The sequence below is a fragment of the Guptibacillus algicola genome (genome assembly GCF_020171805.1).
In the GTDB taxonomy this organism is placed as follows: Bacteria; Bacillota; Bacilli; order Bacillales; family Guptibacillaceae; genus Guptibacillus; species Guptibacillus algicola.
Genome location: NZ_JAIVAF010000001.1, coordinates 384,018 through 401,365 on the forward strand (window position 1 = coordinate 384,018; position 17,348 = coordinate 401,365).

The 17,348-nt window shown below is 39.3% G+C and carries 18 protein-coding genes; 1 reads left to right on the forward strand and 17 read right to left on the reverse strand.

The genetic code is table 11. The annotated features are described in order from the left end of the window. Window positions 1-6 precede the first annotated feature (6 nt). Window positions 7-951 (forward strand): 4-hydroxy-3-methylbut-2-enyl diphosphate reductase, encoded by a 945-nt coding sequence (locus tag LCM09_RS02130; protein WP_224878467.1) that lies wholly within the window; start codon window positions 7-9, stop codon window positions 949-951. Window positions 952-984: 33 nt separating this feature from the next. On the opposite strand, the gene LCM09_RS02135 is transcribed toward LCM09_RS02130, so the two are convergent. The 17 genes from LCM09_RS02135 to LCM09_RS02215 form a co-directional block, all read right to left on the reverse strand. Continuing rightward, complete coding sequence (locus LCM09_RS02135) at window positions 985-2,106, reverse strand: Nif3-like dinuclear metal center hexameric protein (RefSeq protein ID WP_224878468.1); 1,122 nt, start codon at window positions 2,104-2,106, stop codon at window positions 985-987. Beyond that, on the reverse strand, window positions 2,103-2,813 hold the full coding sequence (locus LCM09_RS02140) for a tRNA (adenine(22)-N(1))-methyltransferase (protein WP_224878469.1): 711 nt from the start codon (window positions 2,811-2,813) through the stop codon (window positions 2,103-2,105). The genes LCM09_RS02135 and LCM09_RS02140 overlap by 4 nt, the downstream gene beginning before the upstream one ends. Window positions 2,814-2,956: 143 nt before the next feature. Further along, a complete protein-coding gene (cccA, locus tag LCM09_RS02145) occupies window positions 2,957-3,316 on the reverse strand; it encodes a cytochrome c550 (RefSeq protein WP_224878470.1) in 360 nt (119 codons plus the stop codon). 215 nt (window positions 3,317-3,531) lie between these two features. Next, window positions 3,532-5,181: an AMP-binding protein gene (locus LCM09_RS02150; RefSeq protein ID WP_224878471.1), complete on the reverse strand. Its 1,650-nt coding sequence runs from the start codon at window positions 5,179-5,181 to the stop codon at window positions 3,532-3,534. Window positions 5,182-5,224: 43 nt separating this feature from the next. Further along, entirely contained in the window at window positions 5,225-6,364 is a 1,140-nt protein-coding gene (locus LCM09_RS02155; protein ID WP_224878472.1) for an acyl-CoA dehydrogenase family protein, read from the reverse strand. A gap of 310 nt (window positions 6,365-6,674) precedes the next feature. Continuing rightward, the gene (gene rpoD / locus LCM09_RS02160; RefSeq protein WP_224878473.1) at window positions 6,675-7,790 is read right to left on the reverse strand and encodes an RNA polymerase sigma factor RpoD; all 1,116 of its coding nucleotides are present in this window, start codon (window positions 7,788-7,790) and stop codon (window positions 6,675-6,677) included. A 50-nt stretch (window positions 7,791-7,840) separates the two neighbouring features. Continuing rightward, window positions 7,841-9,661, reverse strand: a complete 1,821-nt coding sequence (gene dnaG / locus LCM09_RS02165; protein WP_224878474.1) for a DNA primase — start codon at window positions 9,659-9,661, stop codon at window positions 7,841-7,843. 20 nt (window positions 9,662-9,681) lie between these two features. Continuing rightward, window positions 9,682-10,173 (reverse strand): YaiI/YqxD family protein, encoded by a 492-nt coding sequence (locus LCM09_RS02170; protein ID WP_224878475.1) that lies wholly within the window; start codon window positions 10,171-10,173, stop codon window positions 9,682-9,684. A gap of 236 nt (window positions 10,174-10,409) precedes the next feature. Beyond that, window positions 10,410-11,234 carry a pyruvate, water dikinase regulatory protein gene (locus tag LCM09_RS02175; RefSeq protein WP_224878476.1) on the reverse strand — a complete coding sequence of 275 codons (825 nt, stop codon included), beginning with the start codon at window positions 11,232-11,234 and terminating at the stop codon, window positions 10,410-10,412. Window positions 11,235-11,248: 14 nt separating this feature from the next. Continuing rightward, window positions 11,249-11,890, reverse strand: coding sequence for a transcriptional regulator CcpN (gene ccpN / locus LCM09_RS02180; RefSeq protein WP_318246479.1), 642 nt, complete (start codon window positions 11,888-11,890; stop codon window positions 11,249-11,251). A 123-nt stretch (window positions 11,891-12,013) separates the two neighbouring features. Continuing rightward, window positions 12,014-12,763: a DNA repair protein RecO gene (gene recO / locus LCM09_RS02185; RefSeq protein WP_224878478.1), complete on the reverse strand. Its 750-nt coding sequence runs from the start codon at window positions 12,761-12,763 to the stop codon at window positions 12,014-12,016. A gap of 44 nt (window positions 12,764-12,807) precedes the next feature. Next, window positions 12,808-12,945, reverse strand: a complete 138-nt coding sequence (locus LCM09_RS02190) for a YqzL family protein (protein ID WP_224878479.1) — start codon at window positions 12,943-12,945, stop codon at window positions 12,808-12,810. Window positions 12,946-13,044: 99 nt separating this feature from the next. Next, window positions 13,045-13,953 carry a GTPase Era gene (gene era / locus LCM09_RS02195; protein WP_224878480.1) on the reverse strand — a complete coding sequence of 303 codons (909 nt, stop codon included), beginning with the start codon at window positions 13,951-13,953 and terminating at the stop codon, window positions 13,045-13,047. Then, a complete protein-coding gene (locus LCM09_RS02200; protein ID WP_224878481.1) occupies window positions 13,946-14,344 on the reverse strand; it encodes a cytidine deaminase in 399 nt (132 codons plus the stop codon). The genes era and LCM09_RS02200 overlap by 8 nt, the downstream gene beginning before the upstream one ends. Window positions 14,345-14,358: 14 nt before the next feature. After that, complete coding sequence (locus tag LCM09_RS02205; protein ID WP_224878482.1) at window positions 14,359-14,748, reverse strand: diacylglycerol kinase family protein; 390 nt, start codon at window positions 14,746-14,748, stop codon at window positions 14,359-14,361. Continuing rightward, window positions 14,732-15,199: an rRNA maturation RNase YbeY gene (gene ybeY, locus LCM09_RS02210; RefSeq protein WP_224878483.1), complete on the reverse strand. Its 468-nt coding sequence runs from the start codon at window positions 15,197-15,199 to the stop codon at window positions 14,732-14,734. Before ybeY ends, LCM09_RS02205 begins: the two co-directional genes overlap by 17 nt. Beyond that, window positions 15,196-17,331 (reverse strand): HD family phosphohydrolase, encoded by a 2,136-nt coding sequence (locus LCM09_RS02215; RefSeq protein ID WP_224878484.1) that lies wholly within the window; start codon window positions 17,329-17,331, stop codon window positions 15,196-15,198. Before LCM09_RS02215 ends, ybeY begins: the two co-directional genes overlap by 4 nt. Window positions 17,332-17,348: the final 17 nt, after the last annotated feature.

A 17,348-nucleotide genomic window follows, 5' to 3' on the forward strand; every position in this document is an offset into this window, starting at 1 on the left:
TACTCGATGAACGTAAAGAAAATTTCACCTAGAGGATACTGCTATGGAGTAGTCGATGCTATGGTCATCGCCCGCAACGCAGCAATGGATAAAACATTACCAAGGCCAATTTTCATTCTTGGCATGATTGTTCATAATAAGCACGTTACTGATGCATTTGAAGATGAGGGCATCATCACACTCGACGGCCCAAACCGTATGGAAATTCTAGAAAAAGTTGATCAAGGAACCGTCATTTTCACAGCACATGGTGTTTCTCCACAAGTCAGAGACCTTGCTGAAGAAAAAGGACTAACTGTCCTTGATGCTACATGCCCTGATGTAACTGTTACACACGATCTTATCCGTGAGAAGAAAGCTGAAGGCTATCATGTCATTTATATAGGTAAAAAAGGGCATCCAGAGCCAGAAGGTGCTATGGGTATCGCTCCTGATATCGTACATCTTGTTGAGAAGCCAGAAGAAGTGGAACAACTCAACATTGACTCTGAACGTATTATTATAACGAATCAAACGACAATGAGTCAGTGGGATGTTCAAGAAATTATTGAAAAGGCCACTGAGAAATACCCTCATGCAGTCATTCATAATGAAATATGTAACGCCACACAAGTTCGCCAGGAAGCTGTAGCTGAACAAGCAGGAGACACAGATCTACTACTTGTTGTTGGTGATCCAAAAAGTAATAACTCAAACCGGTTGGCTCAAGTGTCCATTGAAGTTGCTGGTACACCAGCATACCGTATTGCAGATGTAACCGAAATTGAGTTGGAATGGCTCAAAGGTGTTGAAACCGTGGGTGTTACCGCTGGCGCCTCAACGCCAACTCCAATAACAAAAGAAGTTATTCGCTTCCTTGACCAGTTTGATCATGATAATCCAGAAACTTGGGAAAGAGAACGAAACGTTCCTTCTTCAAAAATTCTTCCAAAAGTAAAAGCTAAGAAATAAAAAAAAGATTCCGTCTTGCGACGGAATCTTTTTTTATTTAAATTGAAATGGGTCTGTGTCTACCGTTGAGCCGATCACTTCAGTTGAATACTTCTTCTCAGTCATTACCGTTTGGAGTTTCTTTCTTACTCCTTCGATCATAATCTTCTCGATATTATGACCGGCATCGATGATTTGTAATCCTTCCATCATTGCATCATGGGCTACATGATAATAGATATCTCCAGATACAAATACATCCGCTCCGCTAAATCGCGCTGCACTGATGAACTTATTACCATCTCCACCTAGAACAGCAACCTTCTTCACAGTAGATGAGAGATCTCCTACGATTCTTACGCCTTTTGATCCAAGCCTTTCTTTCGTGAACTGTGCAAACTCTTCAAGCGTCATCTCGTTCTCTAACTTCCCGATACGCCCAAGTCCGTAGTGTTTCGGTTCATTCTCTAATGGATAAATATCATACGCAACTTCTTCATAAGGGTGTGCTTTAAACACGGCTCTCAGAATTTTGGTCTGATCGTCAGCTGGGAAAATACTCTCTATTTTCACTTCATTCACAGCTTCAACCTTCCCCTGCTCACCTAAATATGGGTTAGTGCCTTCCTTCGGTTTAAATCTGCCAGTACCTTCTGAGCTAAATGTACAATCACTATAGCCACCTATAAAACCAGCCCCAGCTTTACCAAGAGCTTCTCGCACTTCAGATTCATGCGTGGATGGAACAAATACTGCGATCTTCTTATAAGGCTCTTCATGTGTTTTCACGAGTACTTCTGTATTCGATAAGCCGAGTGCTTCTGCTAACATATCGTTTACACCACCTGGTGCAACATCCAAGTTTGTATGAGCAGCGTACACCGTAATATCATGCTTGATCAATTGTTCAACCATCTTGCCCTGTTCCGTGTCTAAATTAATTTTCTTTAAGGGTTTATACAGAATAGGATGATGGGCAATGATCAAATCTACTTCTTCACGAATAGCTTCATCAACCACTGTAGGCAAGACATCTAACGTCGTCATTACTTTGCTTATTTTTTTGTTGAGACTCCCAACCTGCAGACCTATCGGATCACCATCTTCTGCATACTTCTTTTTTGACCAAGATTCGAATTCTTGAATGATCGCTTGTCCTGAAGCTTGCTTACTCAAGATATGACCTCCTTAATTAAATCAATTTCAGTCTTAACACTCGCTTCTTTTTCTGATGGCACTTCGGCGTTCTCCATCGAACGAAGAATTCGCACTCTTTTTTCGAGTTCGTGCTTCCATTTTTTAATAAATGCTTCATTTTTTTCACTGGCAAGCTTTGGTCCAAATAAGATCGCTTTTGCTTGATCTCGTTCACTTAACGAACGATATGGGTTACTTCCATTCCCAACATCAAACACAAGTACTTCATAAATTTTCTTATCCTCTTCAAGGATCCTTTCATCGACTAACTCCCAGTTTAATTCAGAAAGGCTTTGTCTTAAAAGGTGAGCAGCTACATTTGGTTGCAGAATTAGACGTGAAACCCCATCTAACTTATCGATCCCCTCGAGAAGTATGTTACGAATGAGTTGTCCACCCATACCTGCTATCGTAATAACATCTACTTCCCCTGGCTTTATAACTTGTAAACCATTCCCTTTTCTTACTGAAATCTTATCTGAAAACCCACTCCTATTTACCTGGTTAATGGCAGATTGAAAAGGTCCTTCATTCACTTCTCCTGCGATTGCATAAGAAATTCTTTGTTTATTCATTAAATAGCACGGTAAATACGCATGATCTGAGCCAATATCTGCAACTGAACTATTAGCAGGTACAAAACTAGCCACCATTTTTAATCGGTCTGACAATAGTTTATCGTTCATTATGTCACCACTACTTATTAGATTTTCATTTAATAGGATACCCGTTAACGCTTTCGGTTAGTTGATCGGACTTTCATAAAGAACCGTTTGTTGCGATCAAATAGAAAAGCCTTCTGTTTGCACAGAAAGCTTCTAAACTCATCTTATTTCTTCTCAGCTAGCCATTTGGCTACAGCTTCTGCTTCTTCACCTTGAATTAGACCGGCAGGCATTCCAGACCCTTTACCATTATTAATAATGTCTAAGATCTCATCTTTGGAATATTTGCTACCAGCTGCGTTCAAAGCTGGGCCGACTTGACCTCCAAGGTCTCCTCCGTGACATGATGCACAGTTCTGGGAATAAATCTCTTCAGGAGCTGCAGCTTCGGCTTTCTGTTCTTCATTTCCTCCAGAAGCTTCTTCTTCGCCACCCTGTTGCATTGCCCAAAAAGAAACGCCAATAATGAGAATAAATCCGATGACTGCTGTCCATGCAAATGGAATAAGCGGATTCTTTTTCATTTTTTTTCCTCCTTGTACCGATTCGCTGATGTAGTTTTCCCCAAATATGTAAGAGTAAACAAATCATTATATATTTTACTTGAAAACGCTATGAATGAAAAGGGAAACCAGGGCAAATCACATATTTGTCAACTTTTGTTCAACCTTGTACTATCATAGCAAATATTCTTCATAAAACAAAATGCACCAGCGGTTGAGCCGGTGCATTCATTCGATTAAACTTGAGAATTCTGTTGCGCCCATTCTACAGCCGTTTCTCGAAGGCGATATTTTTGTATTTTTCCAGATGCTGTCATCGGATAGTGATCGATGAAGAATATATGAGCAGGTATTTTGTACCTCGCTATTTTGTTCTGACAGTACTTCAGAATATCAGCCTCAGTTACCTCGTGACCTTCTTTTTTCTGCACACAGGCAACTACCTTTTCTCCATATTTTTCATCTGGAATTCCGATTACTTGAACATCTAGGATTGCTGGATGAGTATAAAGAAACTCTTCAATCTCCCGAGGATAAACGTTCTCTCCGCCTCGGATAATCATATCTTTTAAGCGTCCAGTAATCTTCACATACCCCTCTTCATCCATTTCAGCTAAATCCCCAGTATGTAACCAGCCTTCGTCATCGATTGCATCGCGTGTGGCATCAGGCATTTTATAATAGCCTTTCATTACATGATACCCTCTGGTACATAGTTCCCCAGTAACATTTAATCCAGCATCATCACCGGAAACCGGATCTACAATCTTGACCTCAACTTCAGGAAGAGCTTTACCAACTGAATTCACACGATACTCTACTGGATCATTCGTTCTTGTCTGAGTAATAACCGGTGATGATTCAGTCTGCCCGTAGGCAATAGTAATCTCAGTCATGTTCATTCGATCCATGACCTTCTTCATTACTTCGATCGGACATGGACTTCCTGCCATAATACCTGTTCTTAATGTTTCTAAATTAAACATCTCAAAAGTTGGGTGGTTTAATTCAGAAATAAACATCGTCGGTACGCCGTGGAGAGCGGTACACTTTTCTTTCTCCACAGTTTTAAGAACTACTTCTGGATCAAATTCAACGATAGGGAAGATTGAAGCTCCAGAAGAAAATGCTGCTAATGTACCAAGCACGCAGCCAAAGCAATGAAAGAATGGAACCGGAATACACAAACGATCTTTCTCTGAAAGCTCCATACATTGCCCAATATGATATCCATTGTTCAGGATATTCGCGTGAGTTAGCATAACACCTTTCGGAAAGCCTGTTGTACCTGAAGTGTATTGCATGTTTATCACATCATGAGGATCAAGACTCTCTTTACGACTTGAAAATTCATCATCGTTAATATTCACATGTCCACCTATGAAGGACTGCCACGATTTAAATTCTTCTCGATTGTCTGAACCTATAAAAATAACGTCGTTTAAATGTGGCAAGGCAGAAATCGCACAACTACCGTTCACGACCTTATCGCTAACCTTTAAAAGACTTAGTAATGCTTCAGGATAAGATGTTCCTTTAAACCCGTCGATCAGGAATAATCGTGTTGCATCTGATTGTTTTAAAACATACTCTAACTCGGTACTTTGGTAGTTTGTATTGACTGTTACGAGTACTGCGCCAATCTTGGCAGTAGCAAATTGGAGTAAAAGCCACTCAGGAACGTTGGTCGCCCAAACTGCCACATGCTCACCCTTCTCTACTCCAAGGTTCATAAGGGCTTTTGCAGTTCGGTCAACTTCCTCATTAAATTCTCTAAACGTATAGCGTACTTCCTCTTTCGAATAAACCACAGCTTCCCTACTGTAAAAACGTTCAACTTGGCGTTCAAGCATGGAACCAATAGTTTCGTGAAGCAATTCCGACATAAGCTCACTCCTATCGTTTATTCTAACCGAGCGCTCGATCAGTTTAACAGCCAATTTCTCGAGCAATAATTGTACGTTGAATCTCAGAAGTTCCTTCACCAATTTCTAGTAGCTTAGCATCTCTGAAATATCTTTCAACGTGGTAATCTCGCATGTACCCATTTCCTCCGTGGATTTGAACAGCTTGATTACAAACTTCCATACAAATTTCAGATGCATAAAGCTTGCAAATAGAAGCTTCTTTCGTAAAACGCTTGCCTTGATCCTTTAACCATGCAGCCTTGTATACCATGTTTCTAGCAAGTTCAATCTTCATTGCCATATCAGCAAGCTTAAATTGAATAGCCTGGAACTTCGAAATCGGACGTCCAAATTGTTTCCTTTCGTTTGCATACTGTAACGCCTTCTCATAAGCCGCTTGAGCGATTCCTACAGCCATCGCACCAATTCCGATACGTCCACCATCTAAAGTGATTAAAAACTGCCTAAAGCCGTCTCCGCGCTTTCCTAGAAGATTCTCTTCAGGAACCCTCACATCTTCCATAACTAATTCAGTTGTATTCGAAGAATGAAGACCTAACTTCTCGTAATTATCAATTACTTTGAAGCCATTTGCGTCTGTCGGAGAAATGATCGCACTAATTTCTTTCTGACCATCTTTTCTATCAGTAATTGCTGTCAACGCAAGGTGATTTGCATAAGTTGCATTCGTGATATAGCATTTGCTTCCATTGATTACCCATTCACCGTTCTCAAGGTGTGCTTCTGTTTCTGTACCTCCAGCATCAGACCCAGCGTTTGGCTCAGTTAAACCAAATGCACCTAGAGATTCACCAGAGCAAATAGGAGCTAAATACTTTTGCTTTTGTTCTTCAGTACCAAAGAGATTTAATGGAGCTCCACCAAGAGATACATGTGCTGAATACGTAATACCCGTTGAACCACACGCACGGCTTAACTCTTCAACCACGATCGCAAAACTTATCGTGTCAGCTCCTCCACCACCGTACTCTTCAGGGAATGGTAACCCCATGATGCCTAAATCTCCTAGCTGTTTAAAAATCTCCACCGGAAACTTTTTTTCTTTGTCTCGCTTCTCTGCATCTGGAGCTACTACTTCATCTGCAAATTCACGAATCATTTTTTGAATCATTTTTTGTTCTTCTGTTAAGTCGAAATGCATTCTCAAGAACCTCCTGTTTTATGCGCTTTTTGTATACGCTTTCATTTTATTATCTCGTTTAAGATTCATTTTTTCAACATTTTAGAAAATAAAAATAATTTTATTAAGGTAATTTTTCGTCAATTCTTTTTGTTTATCTATGGTAGAGGGCGTTTTAGGATAAATATTGTCAATTGTGGATTTGCAAATCGAAAGAAAAATCAGTAAAATAAATGACAAGAAATGTATCTTATAATAGGGGTTACAAATTTAACGAAAACAAAAAACTCCCTGCCCGATTATCATCTGACAGAGAGTTTTACACACTATTCTATTCTAGGAAGTCTTTTAGACGCTTACTTCTGCTTGGGTGACGAAGTTTACGGAGAGCTTTCGCTTCAATTTGACGGATTCGTTCACGTGTAACTCCGAACACGCGTCCCACTTCTTCAAGGGTTCTTGTTCGGCCGTCATCTAATCCAAAACGAAGTCGAAGCACGTTCTCTTCACGGTCAGTAAGAGTATCTAGGACATCTTCAAGCTGTTCTTTTAGAAGCTCATAAGCTGCAGCATCTGAAGGTGCTAACGCATCCTGATCTTCGATGAAATCACCAAGATGAGAATCGTCCTCTTCACCAATCGGTGTTTCGAGGGAGACTGGCTCTTGTGCAATCTTTAGGATTTCACGAACTTTGTCCGGAGAAAGCTCCATTTCTTTACCGATTTCTTCAGGAGATGGCTCTCGACCAAGATCCTGGAGAAGCTGACGTTGCACTCTAATAAGTTTGTTTATCGTCTCAACCATATGCACTGGAATTCGTATTGTTCTCGCCTGATCGGCAATCGCACGAGTGATCGCTTGTCTGATCCACCAAGTTGCATACGTACTAAACTTGTACCCTTTACGATAATCAAACTTTTCAACAGCTTTGATCAATCCCATGTTTCCTTCTTGAATGAGATCAAGGAAAAGCATACCTCTACCAACATAACGTTTGGCAATACTTACAACGAGTCGAAGGTTTGCTTCAGCAAGACGGCGTTTCGCTTCTTCGTCGCCTTCTTCTATACGCTGAGCGAGATTGATCTCCTCATCAGCTGAAAGCAAATCTACACGACCGATTTCCTTAAGGTACATGCGTACTGGGTCATTTATTTTCACACCCGGTGGTACACTCAGGTCGTTTAAATCAAATTCTTCTTCTTTTTGAACTTCTTGTGGAGAAGGGTTGTCTGTATTATCTTCGATAACTTCAACACCCTGTTCCTCTAGATATTCAAAAAATTCATCCATTTGGTCTGAATCTTGCTCAAACGGCGATAACCGCTCAACGATCGTAGAGTAAGTAATCAAGCTTGTCTTCTTACCAAGCTCTACTAACTGCTCTTTTACTTGATCGATGGTTAATTCACCTTCCGCCGGTTGGCGTGTAGGTTTCTCAGCCATTCGATCCCCTCCTTCCATACATCTCGACACATCAAGTATTATTCGTAAGCTTAAGATGAATTTTTAAGGTTCTTTTTCATCTCAAGAATTTCCATAGCGATTTTTGCTGCCTGTACAAAATCTTGTTTTGATTCAGCTTCTTTCTTCTCTTTTTCTTTCTCTTCTATCTTTATCCATTCTGGATAAATTAACACCTGTCGGATGTAATCTTGTAACTCTTTGTCCGACACGTCGTTATTCAAATCCATCATAGCTAGCTCAGAAGCGATTTTAACAAGGTTAGAGTCAGTAAGCTGTTCCATAAAGTGACTGATATCTGCCTCATGGCCAGCAGCATAGAAGCTGTATAAATACGCTGCAATCGCACTATGCTCATCAATATTAAACGAACCGCCAACTTCTTCTTGAACTTTTTCCGCGACATCAAGATCACGCATCATGTAAGCAAGAAGGATACGCTCAGCATTATGAAACGCGGGCAGAAGTTTTTTCTTCACATAGAAATTTTTCCTAGCATTATTATCCCTTTTAGGAGTGGCTTTATCCTTCTTATTCTTCCTCTCCTTATAAAATTGGGATGCTTGCTGCTTCAACGCATCAAGTGAAATGGAGAATTCTTGTGACAGCTGTCTAAGATAGTGATCACGTTCAACAGCTTTTGTCAGTCCGCTTATTTCTCTGAGTACTTCTTCTATATAGCGGATTCGTTCTCCTTCATCTGATAGGTTTTTTCCTGTTCTGAAAAACTCCATTTTAAAAGCCATTACAGTTGGCGCTGCCCCTATTACATCCTTTTCAAAACGATCTGCACCGTATTTTTGGATATAGTCATCGGGATCAAGTCCATCCGGCATCTTAGCAATCCTTACATAACAACCTGCTTCCTGAAGCTCTTCAGCTGCTCGTAATGCTGCATTAATACCAGCTTTATCTGAATCGTAGCAAATGATCGCTGAATCGGTTTGTCTACGAATCAACCGTGCTTGTTCTTTTGTTAAGGCAGTTCCTAAACTCGCTACAACGTTTTCTACCCCATTACCGTAAGCGCTAATCACGTCTACATATCCTTCAAGAAGGATCGCCTGATCTTTCATGCGAATAGCCGACCTTGATAAGTGGAAACCGTAAAGCATTTTCCCCTTTTGAAAAAGGGCAGTTTCTGGACTATTAAGATACTTAGGTTCTCCGCTTCCAACTATTCTTCCACCGAAAGCAACTGTTTTCCCCTTCGTATCCCAAATTGGAAACATGATTCGATTTCGAAAACGATCAAAATACTTTCCATCAAACTCTCGTCTTGAGAGGAGACCTGCATCAGCAACTTTTGATAGAGGGTAATTTCGTTTGGTTAAATAATTTGTAGCGTAGTCCCATGAGTCAGGTGCAAAGCCAAGCTGAAATTTCTCAATCATTTCTTCAGTGAATCCACGCTTCTCAAGGTACTCTTTTGCCTGTTTCCCTTCAGGCGTCTTAACCATGCAATAATTATATAATTTACCAAGAAAATCGTGTGCTTTAAGCATGACATCTTTATCAGATGAAGCTTTCGAGCTTGATTGCTGATCATTGTCGATTTCGGGTAGTTCGATACCCGCTCTTTGTCCAAGTGTTTGAACAGCTTCTATAAAATTATACCCTTCAATTTCCATTAAGAATGAAAATGCATTGCCGCCAGTTCCACATCCGAAGCAATGATAGATTTGTTTATCAGGTGCTACTGAAAAAGAAGGTGTACTTTCTCCATGAAAAGGACAAAGTCCAAAAAAGCTTCTTCCTTGCTTCTTAAGCTGGACGTAATCACTTACTACATCCACAATATCTGTGGAACGGCGAATCGCTTCAATCTTTTCTTCCGGGATTCTGCCACTCATTATTTATCACCAACAGGTTTTTATAGATTCGATAAACAAAAATAATCTCCTTCATATTTCGACAAAATTTTAATAAATTCTTTACGAAAATGTTCACGATCTTGGTTAGTAAACTTTCTAGGGCCTTTCGTATGCTTACCAGCCCGTCTACTTTTAGACGCAAGGTATCGTGTATGTAGAAGAGTGGAAATGTTCTCTTCAGTGTACTTTTTCCCTCTAGGAGATAGAATAAAAACACCTTTTGGTAATAAAAGGCTTGCCAGTCCATAGTCCTGTGTGATGGCAATATCTCCTTTTGTCACGTGGCGATGAATATAAAGATCTGCCTCTTCTTTTTCTGAGTCTACCATAACCCACTTAGCGCTTTGGAATGTTGAGCTCATATGAGCGTATGAAGCAACAAATACAATCTCAGTATTTACCAATGCTGGTTGAAAAGACATGATTTCTTCTTTTATCGGAACGGGACAGGCGTCTGCATCGACAAAAAGCGTCAGTTTCTTTTTCGTCATAATTCTCTATTCTACATCTCCCTGAGTTATCCTTCTTTTAGCATTTATGTTTTAACTTTCAGAATTTTAACTACTTCTGCATTTATTAAGTGATCGATAAAGTTATTATTATGATTATAGACAAATTTTATTGACAATATTTGATTATATACTAAATTAATTAAATTGAACAGATATTTGCAACAAAAAACATACTACCAAGTCTATTTTTTTGGTAGTATGCTCTGAAAATTATGTTAAGAAGAATGTTTTCCCCTATATAGGCTTAAAATTAAATTTGCTGTTTCCTCAACAGCTCGATTGGATACATCGATTACCTGACAGTTCATTTTATGAATAATTTTGTCGAAATACTCTAGCTCTTCCTTAATGCGGGACATATTTGCGTAGCTTGCTTCAGCATTTAGTCCTAACGCTTTCAATCGTTCTTTACGTATGTCGTTTAATTTTTCAGGGCTAATTTTGAGCGCGTAGCACTTCCCTTCATTGACCTTGAATAATTCTTCTGGAGGCTCAACTTCGGGCACGATCGGTACATTAGCAACTTTCAACCTCTTATGAGCTAAATACTGAGACAATGGCGTCTTCGAAGTTCTAGATACCCCAACAAGAACGATATCAGCTAGACCGATACCTCTTGGATCTCTTCCGTCATCGTATTTAACGGCAAACTCGATAGCCTCTACTCTTCGAAAGTAATCTTCATCAAGCTTATGTACAAGACCTGGTTCATTTCGAGGCTCTTTGCCGATTGCTTTTTGGATATGATCGATCATTGGTCCTATGATATCAACGACTTGAACTTGTTCTTTAGATGCCACATTCAATAGAAACTCCCTAAGTTCTGGTACAACAAGAGTAAAGGCAACGATTGCATTCATTTCTTTTGCTAGTGTCATTACTTCTTGAATCGTAGCAGTGTCTTCTACATATGGGACCCTTCTGACATCGAAGTCAGTTGGATCAAATTGGCTTGTTGCAGCCTTCACCACTAACTCAGCAGTTTCACCTACGGAGTCAGAAATGACATATACGACTGCGCGATTTGTTGTATTCGTCATATGTACCTCCTACATTAAATAATTTCATTCTTAGCTAAGTCGACAAGAGCCTTCGTAATATTGGTTTTGGTTATCCGCCCGATAACCTCCATCCCTTCAGCATCTTCTTTTACGATCGGTAACGCATCAATTTGTTTTTCGATCAATCGATTCGCTACTTCAATAAGCATATCATCTTGAAGACAAACTGTGATATTCGGCATCCTCGTCATTATTATTGTAACAGGAATACTCTGTAGATCCTGCTTCCCTAGTGCAGCTCTAAGCAAATCTTTTCTTGAAAGAACGCCTACGAGGTGAGCCTTTTTATTTACAACGAATAATGTTCCGACATCTTCTAGAAACATAGAGCAAATCGCATCGTATACACTCGTATTTTCCTGTACAACAACCGGAATCGATTTATAATCATCAACCTTGATTTTCTTTATTTTTTCGGTAAGTAACTGAGAACCAGTCTTACCAGTGTAAAAGTATCCAACCCTGGGTCTTGCATCGAGATAACCCGCCATCGTTAATATCGCAAGGTCAGGTCGAAGTGTAGCCCTTGTTAAGCTAAGTTTCTCTGCAATATTTTCACCAGTTATAGGACCTTCGTTCTTAACGATTTGAAGGATTGTTTCCTGACGATTGTTCAGTTCGATTTGACTCACCACCTTACTTAAAAATGTTATACTTTATTTTAATTATTATATACTATTAACGTCATTTCGTAAAAGTGTACGAATCATATCAGCATAATGAATAGCAAAAACCCTGGAGACTTTCCAGGGTTTTTGCTAATCAAGCTTGAAACGATCTAACTGTTCAAGAAAACGCTTTGATTTTAGATAGAGTCCTGAGTATGCATCAAAGTATTGATTCAATACATCTCTGATCTCTTTCTTAGTTTCTGACTTTAAAGAAATATTACCAAGTCTTGCAAGATCCATATGAGCAAATAAATGAAGAAGTTCTGCAGTTCTTTTCTTCAGCGGGATATGATACGGGTCGATCGATAAACAACGGTGGCACAGAAATCCACCTTCTCGGATTGAGAATTCAAATTTACCTGTATCAAGCCCGCAGTTTACACAACACCTTAGCTGAGGATTGATTCCTGCAACACTAAGCATTTTTAGTTCAAATATAAATAATACGACTTCAGGATCCTTTTCTTCATCGAGAGCATGCATGACTTGATAAAGGGTTTCAAATAAATAAGGGTTAGGCTTCTTATCTTCAGTTAATTTATCGACAAGTTCTACCGCATAGGCCGCATATGAAGTCAAAAATAAGTCATTTCGTATAGAGCGGAAGGAGTCGATCGCTTCACCTTGATTCAAATCACCCAATCCAGATGTATGTTGGTATAAATAGTGACCATATACAAAAAGTTGAGAAACGGCAGAAAGACGGCTTTTTGGTTTTTTCGCGCCTCTTGCCATGACGCCAACCTTACCCGTCTCCCTTGTATAAAGAGTAATTATTTTGTTGGTTTCTCCATAATCAACTGTTCTTATTACAATACCTTCAACTTTTTTTAACAAGGAGTTTCACCAACCTATTCCTTGTCAAACATTCCATCATAACGTCAAGTAAGTCGAGGCACCTCTTCGGTTTCTATCAGTGGCTCAGAATCTTCAGTATCCAGGCATTCCATTTCCTTTAAAAGAAGATAAGTATCGATGTTCCCTGTTTCACAAAACACTTTCCAGGTAAACTCCAACAACTCAGATCCCACCTTTCAATTTTAAAAGCTTTCCTCTTACTAACTAGCTTGACCCTTGTTATGTTGGTTTATGTGATGGAATATTTGACAAATTTTATCTTAATAATCGTCTTCTTTATAGCCATAGTCTCTAAGAGATGTCGATTTGTTTCTCCAGTCTTTCACAACTTTGACCCAAATCTCCATGTAAACTCTAGAACCAAGTAACGCTTCGATGTCCTTTCTAGCTCTTTTACCAATTTCCTTCAGCAATTTCCCTTGCTTTCCAATGATGATGCCCTTCTGGGAAGATCGCTCAACGACAACGGTTACATGTATATCGATAACGTCTGAACCTTCTCGCTGCTTCATTTGTTCGGTTACGACCGTAACTGAATGAGGAATCTCTTCCCTAGTTAAATGAAGTACTTTCTCTCTAACAAGTTCAGAAACAATAAAGCGTTCTGGATGGTCTGTCACATGATCACTTGGATAATACTGAGGACCTTCCTCCATATAACCAATTACCTGATCGAGAAGAGTATTTACATTGTTCCCTTGTAGAGCAGAAATCGGTACTATCTCTGCAAATGAATATTTGTCTTTATAAAAATCAATCAGTGGAAAGAGTTTGTCAGGATGAACTTGATCAATTTTATTAATAACTAGAAAAACAGGACTCTCAACGTTTTGTAGACGTTCGATAATATACTGATCTCCTGCTCCATACCCTTCTTCAGCATTGATCACGAATAATATTAAATCAACCTCGTTTAATGAACTCTGGGCCATCTTAATCATAAAATCGCCTAGTTTATGCTTTGGTTTGTGGATGCCAGGAGTATCGATGAACACTACCTGAGAATCGTTTGATGTATATACGCCTTGCACTTTATTACGCGTTGTTTGGGCTTTGTCACTCATAATTGCGATTTTTTGACCGATCACTTGATTTAATAATGTTGATTTCCCAACATTTGGTCGTCCTACAATTGAAACAAAGCCAGATTTAAACGTTTCTTTACTCATTTAAGTCCTCCGGTGAAAATGCGCCAGGAAGTAATTCACTGACTGTTAATTCTTGAATTTGTCCATCTAGGTTAGTAAGGATTACCTGCATAGAAGGATCACATAGTTCAGATATAACCTGTCGACACGCTCCACAAGGAGGTACTGGTCTGTTCGTATCTGCCACTACAGCGATCGCACTATACTTCGTGTGCCCTTCTGAATAAGCTTTAAAAAGAGCAGTTCGTTCAGCACAGTTACACATACTGTAGGCTGCGTTTTCGATGTTACATCCACCGAAGACAGTTCCATCCTCTGAAAGTAGTGCTGCTCCTACTTTGAATTTTGAATATGGCACATATGCCATCTCTCTTGCTTTTCTTGCTTCTTCTATCAACATTTTTTTATCCATGTATAGTAGCCTCCTTATGACTGTAACAAACGCATGATTGGTTCAAAAAATAGAAGGAATCCGATTATAACCGAAATAATTGCAAAAAGAAAGACTGCAGCAGCTGATACATCCTTAGCTACCTTTGCTATCGGGTGCTCCTCTTCCGTAATCAAATCAACAACTCTTTCAATTCCAGTGTTAAGTGCTTCAATACTTAACATGATTCCGATCACACTAAGTAGGATGCTCATCTTTACAACGGATAAGTTAAGTACAAGTCCCATTGCTATAACAATCGTCCCTGCAATAAGGTGGAATAGGAAGTTCTGCTCATTTCGAATTAAGTATAGAAAGCCTTGAGATGCATACTTAAAACTATTCAGAAAACGCGAAAGCCTGGATTTTCTAACGCGAAAGCCCATATTGCTCCAAAATATGCTTTTGTTTATCAAACATTTCTTTTTCGTCTTCTTCATTCATATGGTCGTAACCTAATAGGTGAAGAAAACCGTGAATCGTCAGAAAACCAAGCTCTCTATCGAAGCTATGTCCATATTCCTTCGCTTGTTCTGAGATCTTCTCAACGCATATGACAATTTCACCTAGTAAATGAGGAAAGCCCTCACCGACGATAATCTGATCTTCTTCTCCATCATCAAGAGCGAACGAAATGACATCAGTGGCATAATCCTTGCCACGGTACTCTCGATTAATCTCCTTAATCCGGTGAGTATCAACGAACATAACAGATACTTCACTTGCGTCCTCTACTTCTTCTTTTTCTGCTGCAAACATAAGCAGTTCTTTCATCATGTTAAATTGTTCTTCTTTTATTTCATTTGTTTCGTCAAAAAACTCAACTTCTAAGCTCATGATGTCACCTTCTTTTTTAATTCTGTTGGATACTCAATTCTACTATGAAAGATGCCGTTTAACGTTTCCAATATGGTTTTAGCAACAATATCAAGTTCTCTTATGGACAGATCACATTCATCGAACTGCCCATCTTCAAGTCGTTCTGTAATGATTTTCTTAACCAGCGTCTCTATTTGATCAGGACTAGGTTTTTGCATCGACCGAACAGCCGCTTCAATACAATCTGCTATTCCTACGACTGCCGCTTCCTTTGTTTGAGCTTTAGGGCCTGGATACCGAAAATCGGTTTCTGGAATTCCATGGTCAGTAAATTCAAGTGCTTTATAATAAAAATACTTCAATAGGGTTGTACCGTGATGCTGTTCAGCAATATCCACAATTTCCTTAGGAAGTCGATATTTCCTTAACATCTCTGCCCCGTCTGTTGCATGCGAAATAATTATGGTCTTACTTAAGTGTGGAGCAATTTTATCATGTGGGTTTTCCATATTCATTTGATTTTCAATGAAAAAATGCGGCCTCTTCGTTTTACCTATATCATGATAATAAGCACCGACTCTTGCAAGTAATCCATTTGCTCCAATCGCTTCACAAGCAGCTTCAGATAAATTCGCTACCATCACACTATGATGATACGTGCCCGGTGTCTCTACAAGTATCTTTCTTAAAAGAGGATGATTAGGACTCGAGAGTTCGATTAGCCTTGTAGCTGATACGATTCTAAATCCAGCTTCGAAGAATGGCATCAACCCTAATGTAAGAACGGATGATAGAAACCCTGACAAGAATGCGAAGATCATATGATAGCCGATTTCTCCACCGCCATATTGCCCATTCTTTAACATTAATAATATAGCCACAGCCAGCATGTTTATTAATGAGACGAGCAATCCGGCTTTCAAAATATTAGAACGAAGGTTTCTTCTACCTAGAAAAAACACTCCAGATAGTGAACTCATCAGTACATAGAAAGAAAGAGAAGCGTTCATAGGTCCAGTGATCTCTCCATTAAAAAACACACCTGCACATACTGCGAACAACAAACTGGAAGCGATTGCAATCTGCTCGTTGAACAACATTTTTATAAGCATAGATCCCAATGCTGCTGGTACGATATATGCTATCCCAGGAAGTTCGATCTTTCCAAGTAAACTTGAGAGTTTTAGGACGAGTAGGGTACTAAAGAAAACCAGGACGATAATGAATAGATTCGTGTTCTTCGTTCTTATTCGATCTTCTAAATCTTGTACAAAATAATAAAGATAACCTGTAAGCAATAAGACTAATAATGCTAGACCGATGTAAGGAATCGGATCAAACCCATCGTCTAGTAATCCTGCAAGCCTGAGGTTGTCCATCACTTCCCTATTGATGATCATGCCTTCTTCAACGATGATTTGTCCTTCACGAATCATAACAGGCTGCACAGATTCGATAGCTTCCTGTCTACTTTGTTCCGTTAACTCTGGATCGAGGAAGTAGTTGGGAACGATCGCTTGTTGGGCAACGGTGATCATTGCTTGCTTTTGATCTTTAGGCAATGACGTTATCGATAGCCTCGTTTCAACGTCACTTTGTGCTTGTTCAAGATTATCGATCGATACTTTATCTGTCATTACTTCCATAACCTCAGATAACGTAAGTTCTTTAATCAAACTCATTTGAGTAAGTTCTGCCTCTAACAGTGGTCTAAGAGTATCATCACTGATATCCTCAGCCATTGAAGCAGATAAAAGTGTTCGTAGTTCTTTTAGTTGTTCCACGTTCGTTTTACTATCATTCTGATTTCCTTCAGGCTTCTTTACCTCTTCGATCCCTGAAAACAAGTCATTCAGATTATCTACTTGACCTTGTAACACTTCATCCCTATAAACGTACTTGCCTTCGATTTGGGCAGCTTTGGAACGAGCTTCTTCGGTTGCTTTCTTATTTTCTATTGTAATCGGTGAAGCAATATCATGGTTAGCTCTTGAATATAGAGAAATATTTAATGATTCTGGAATAACATTTGAAAGCATCGTTACGTACATTATGATTGCTGCAACAGCATATAATGACCATTTCGTAATATGACCACGTTCAAGAAGACGGAGATTATGCTTAAGAAAGCTTTTAATCTTCGAAAACATTAACTGCTTCACCTCAC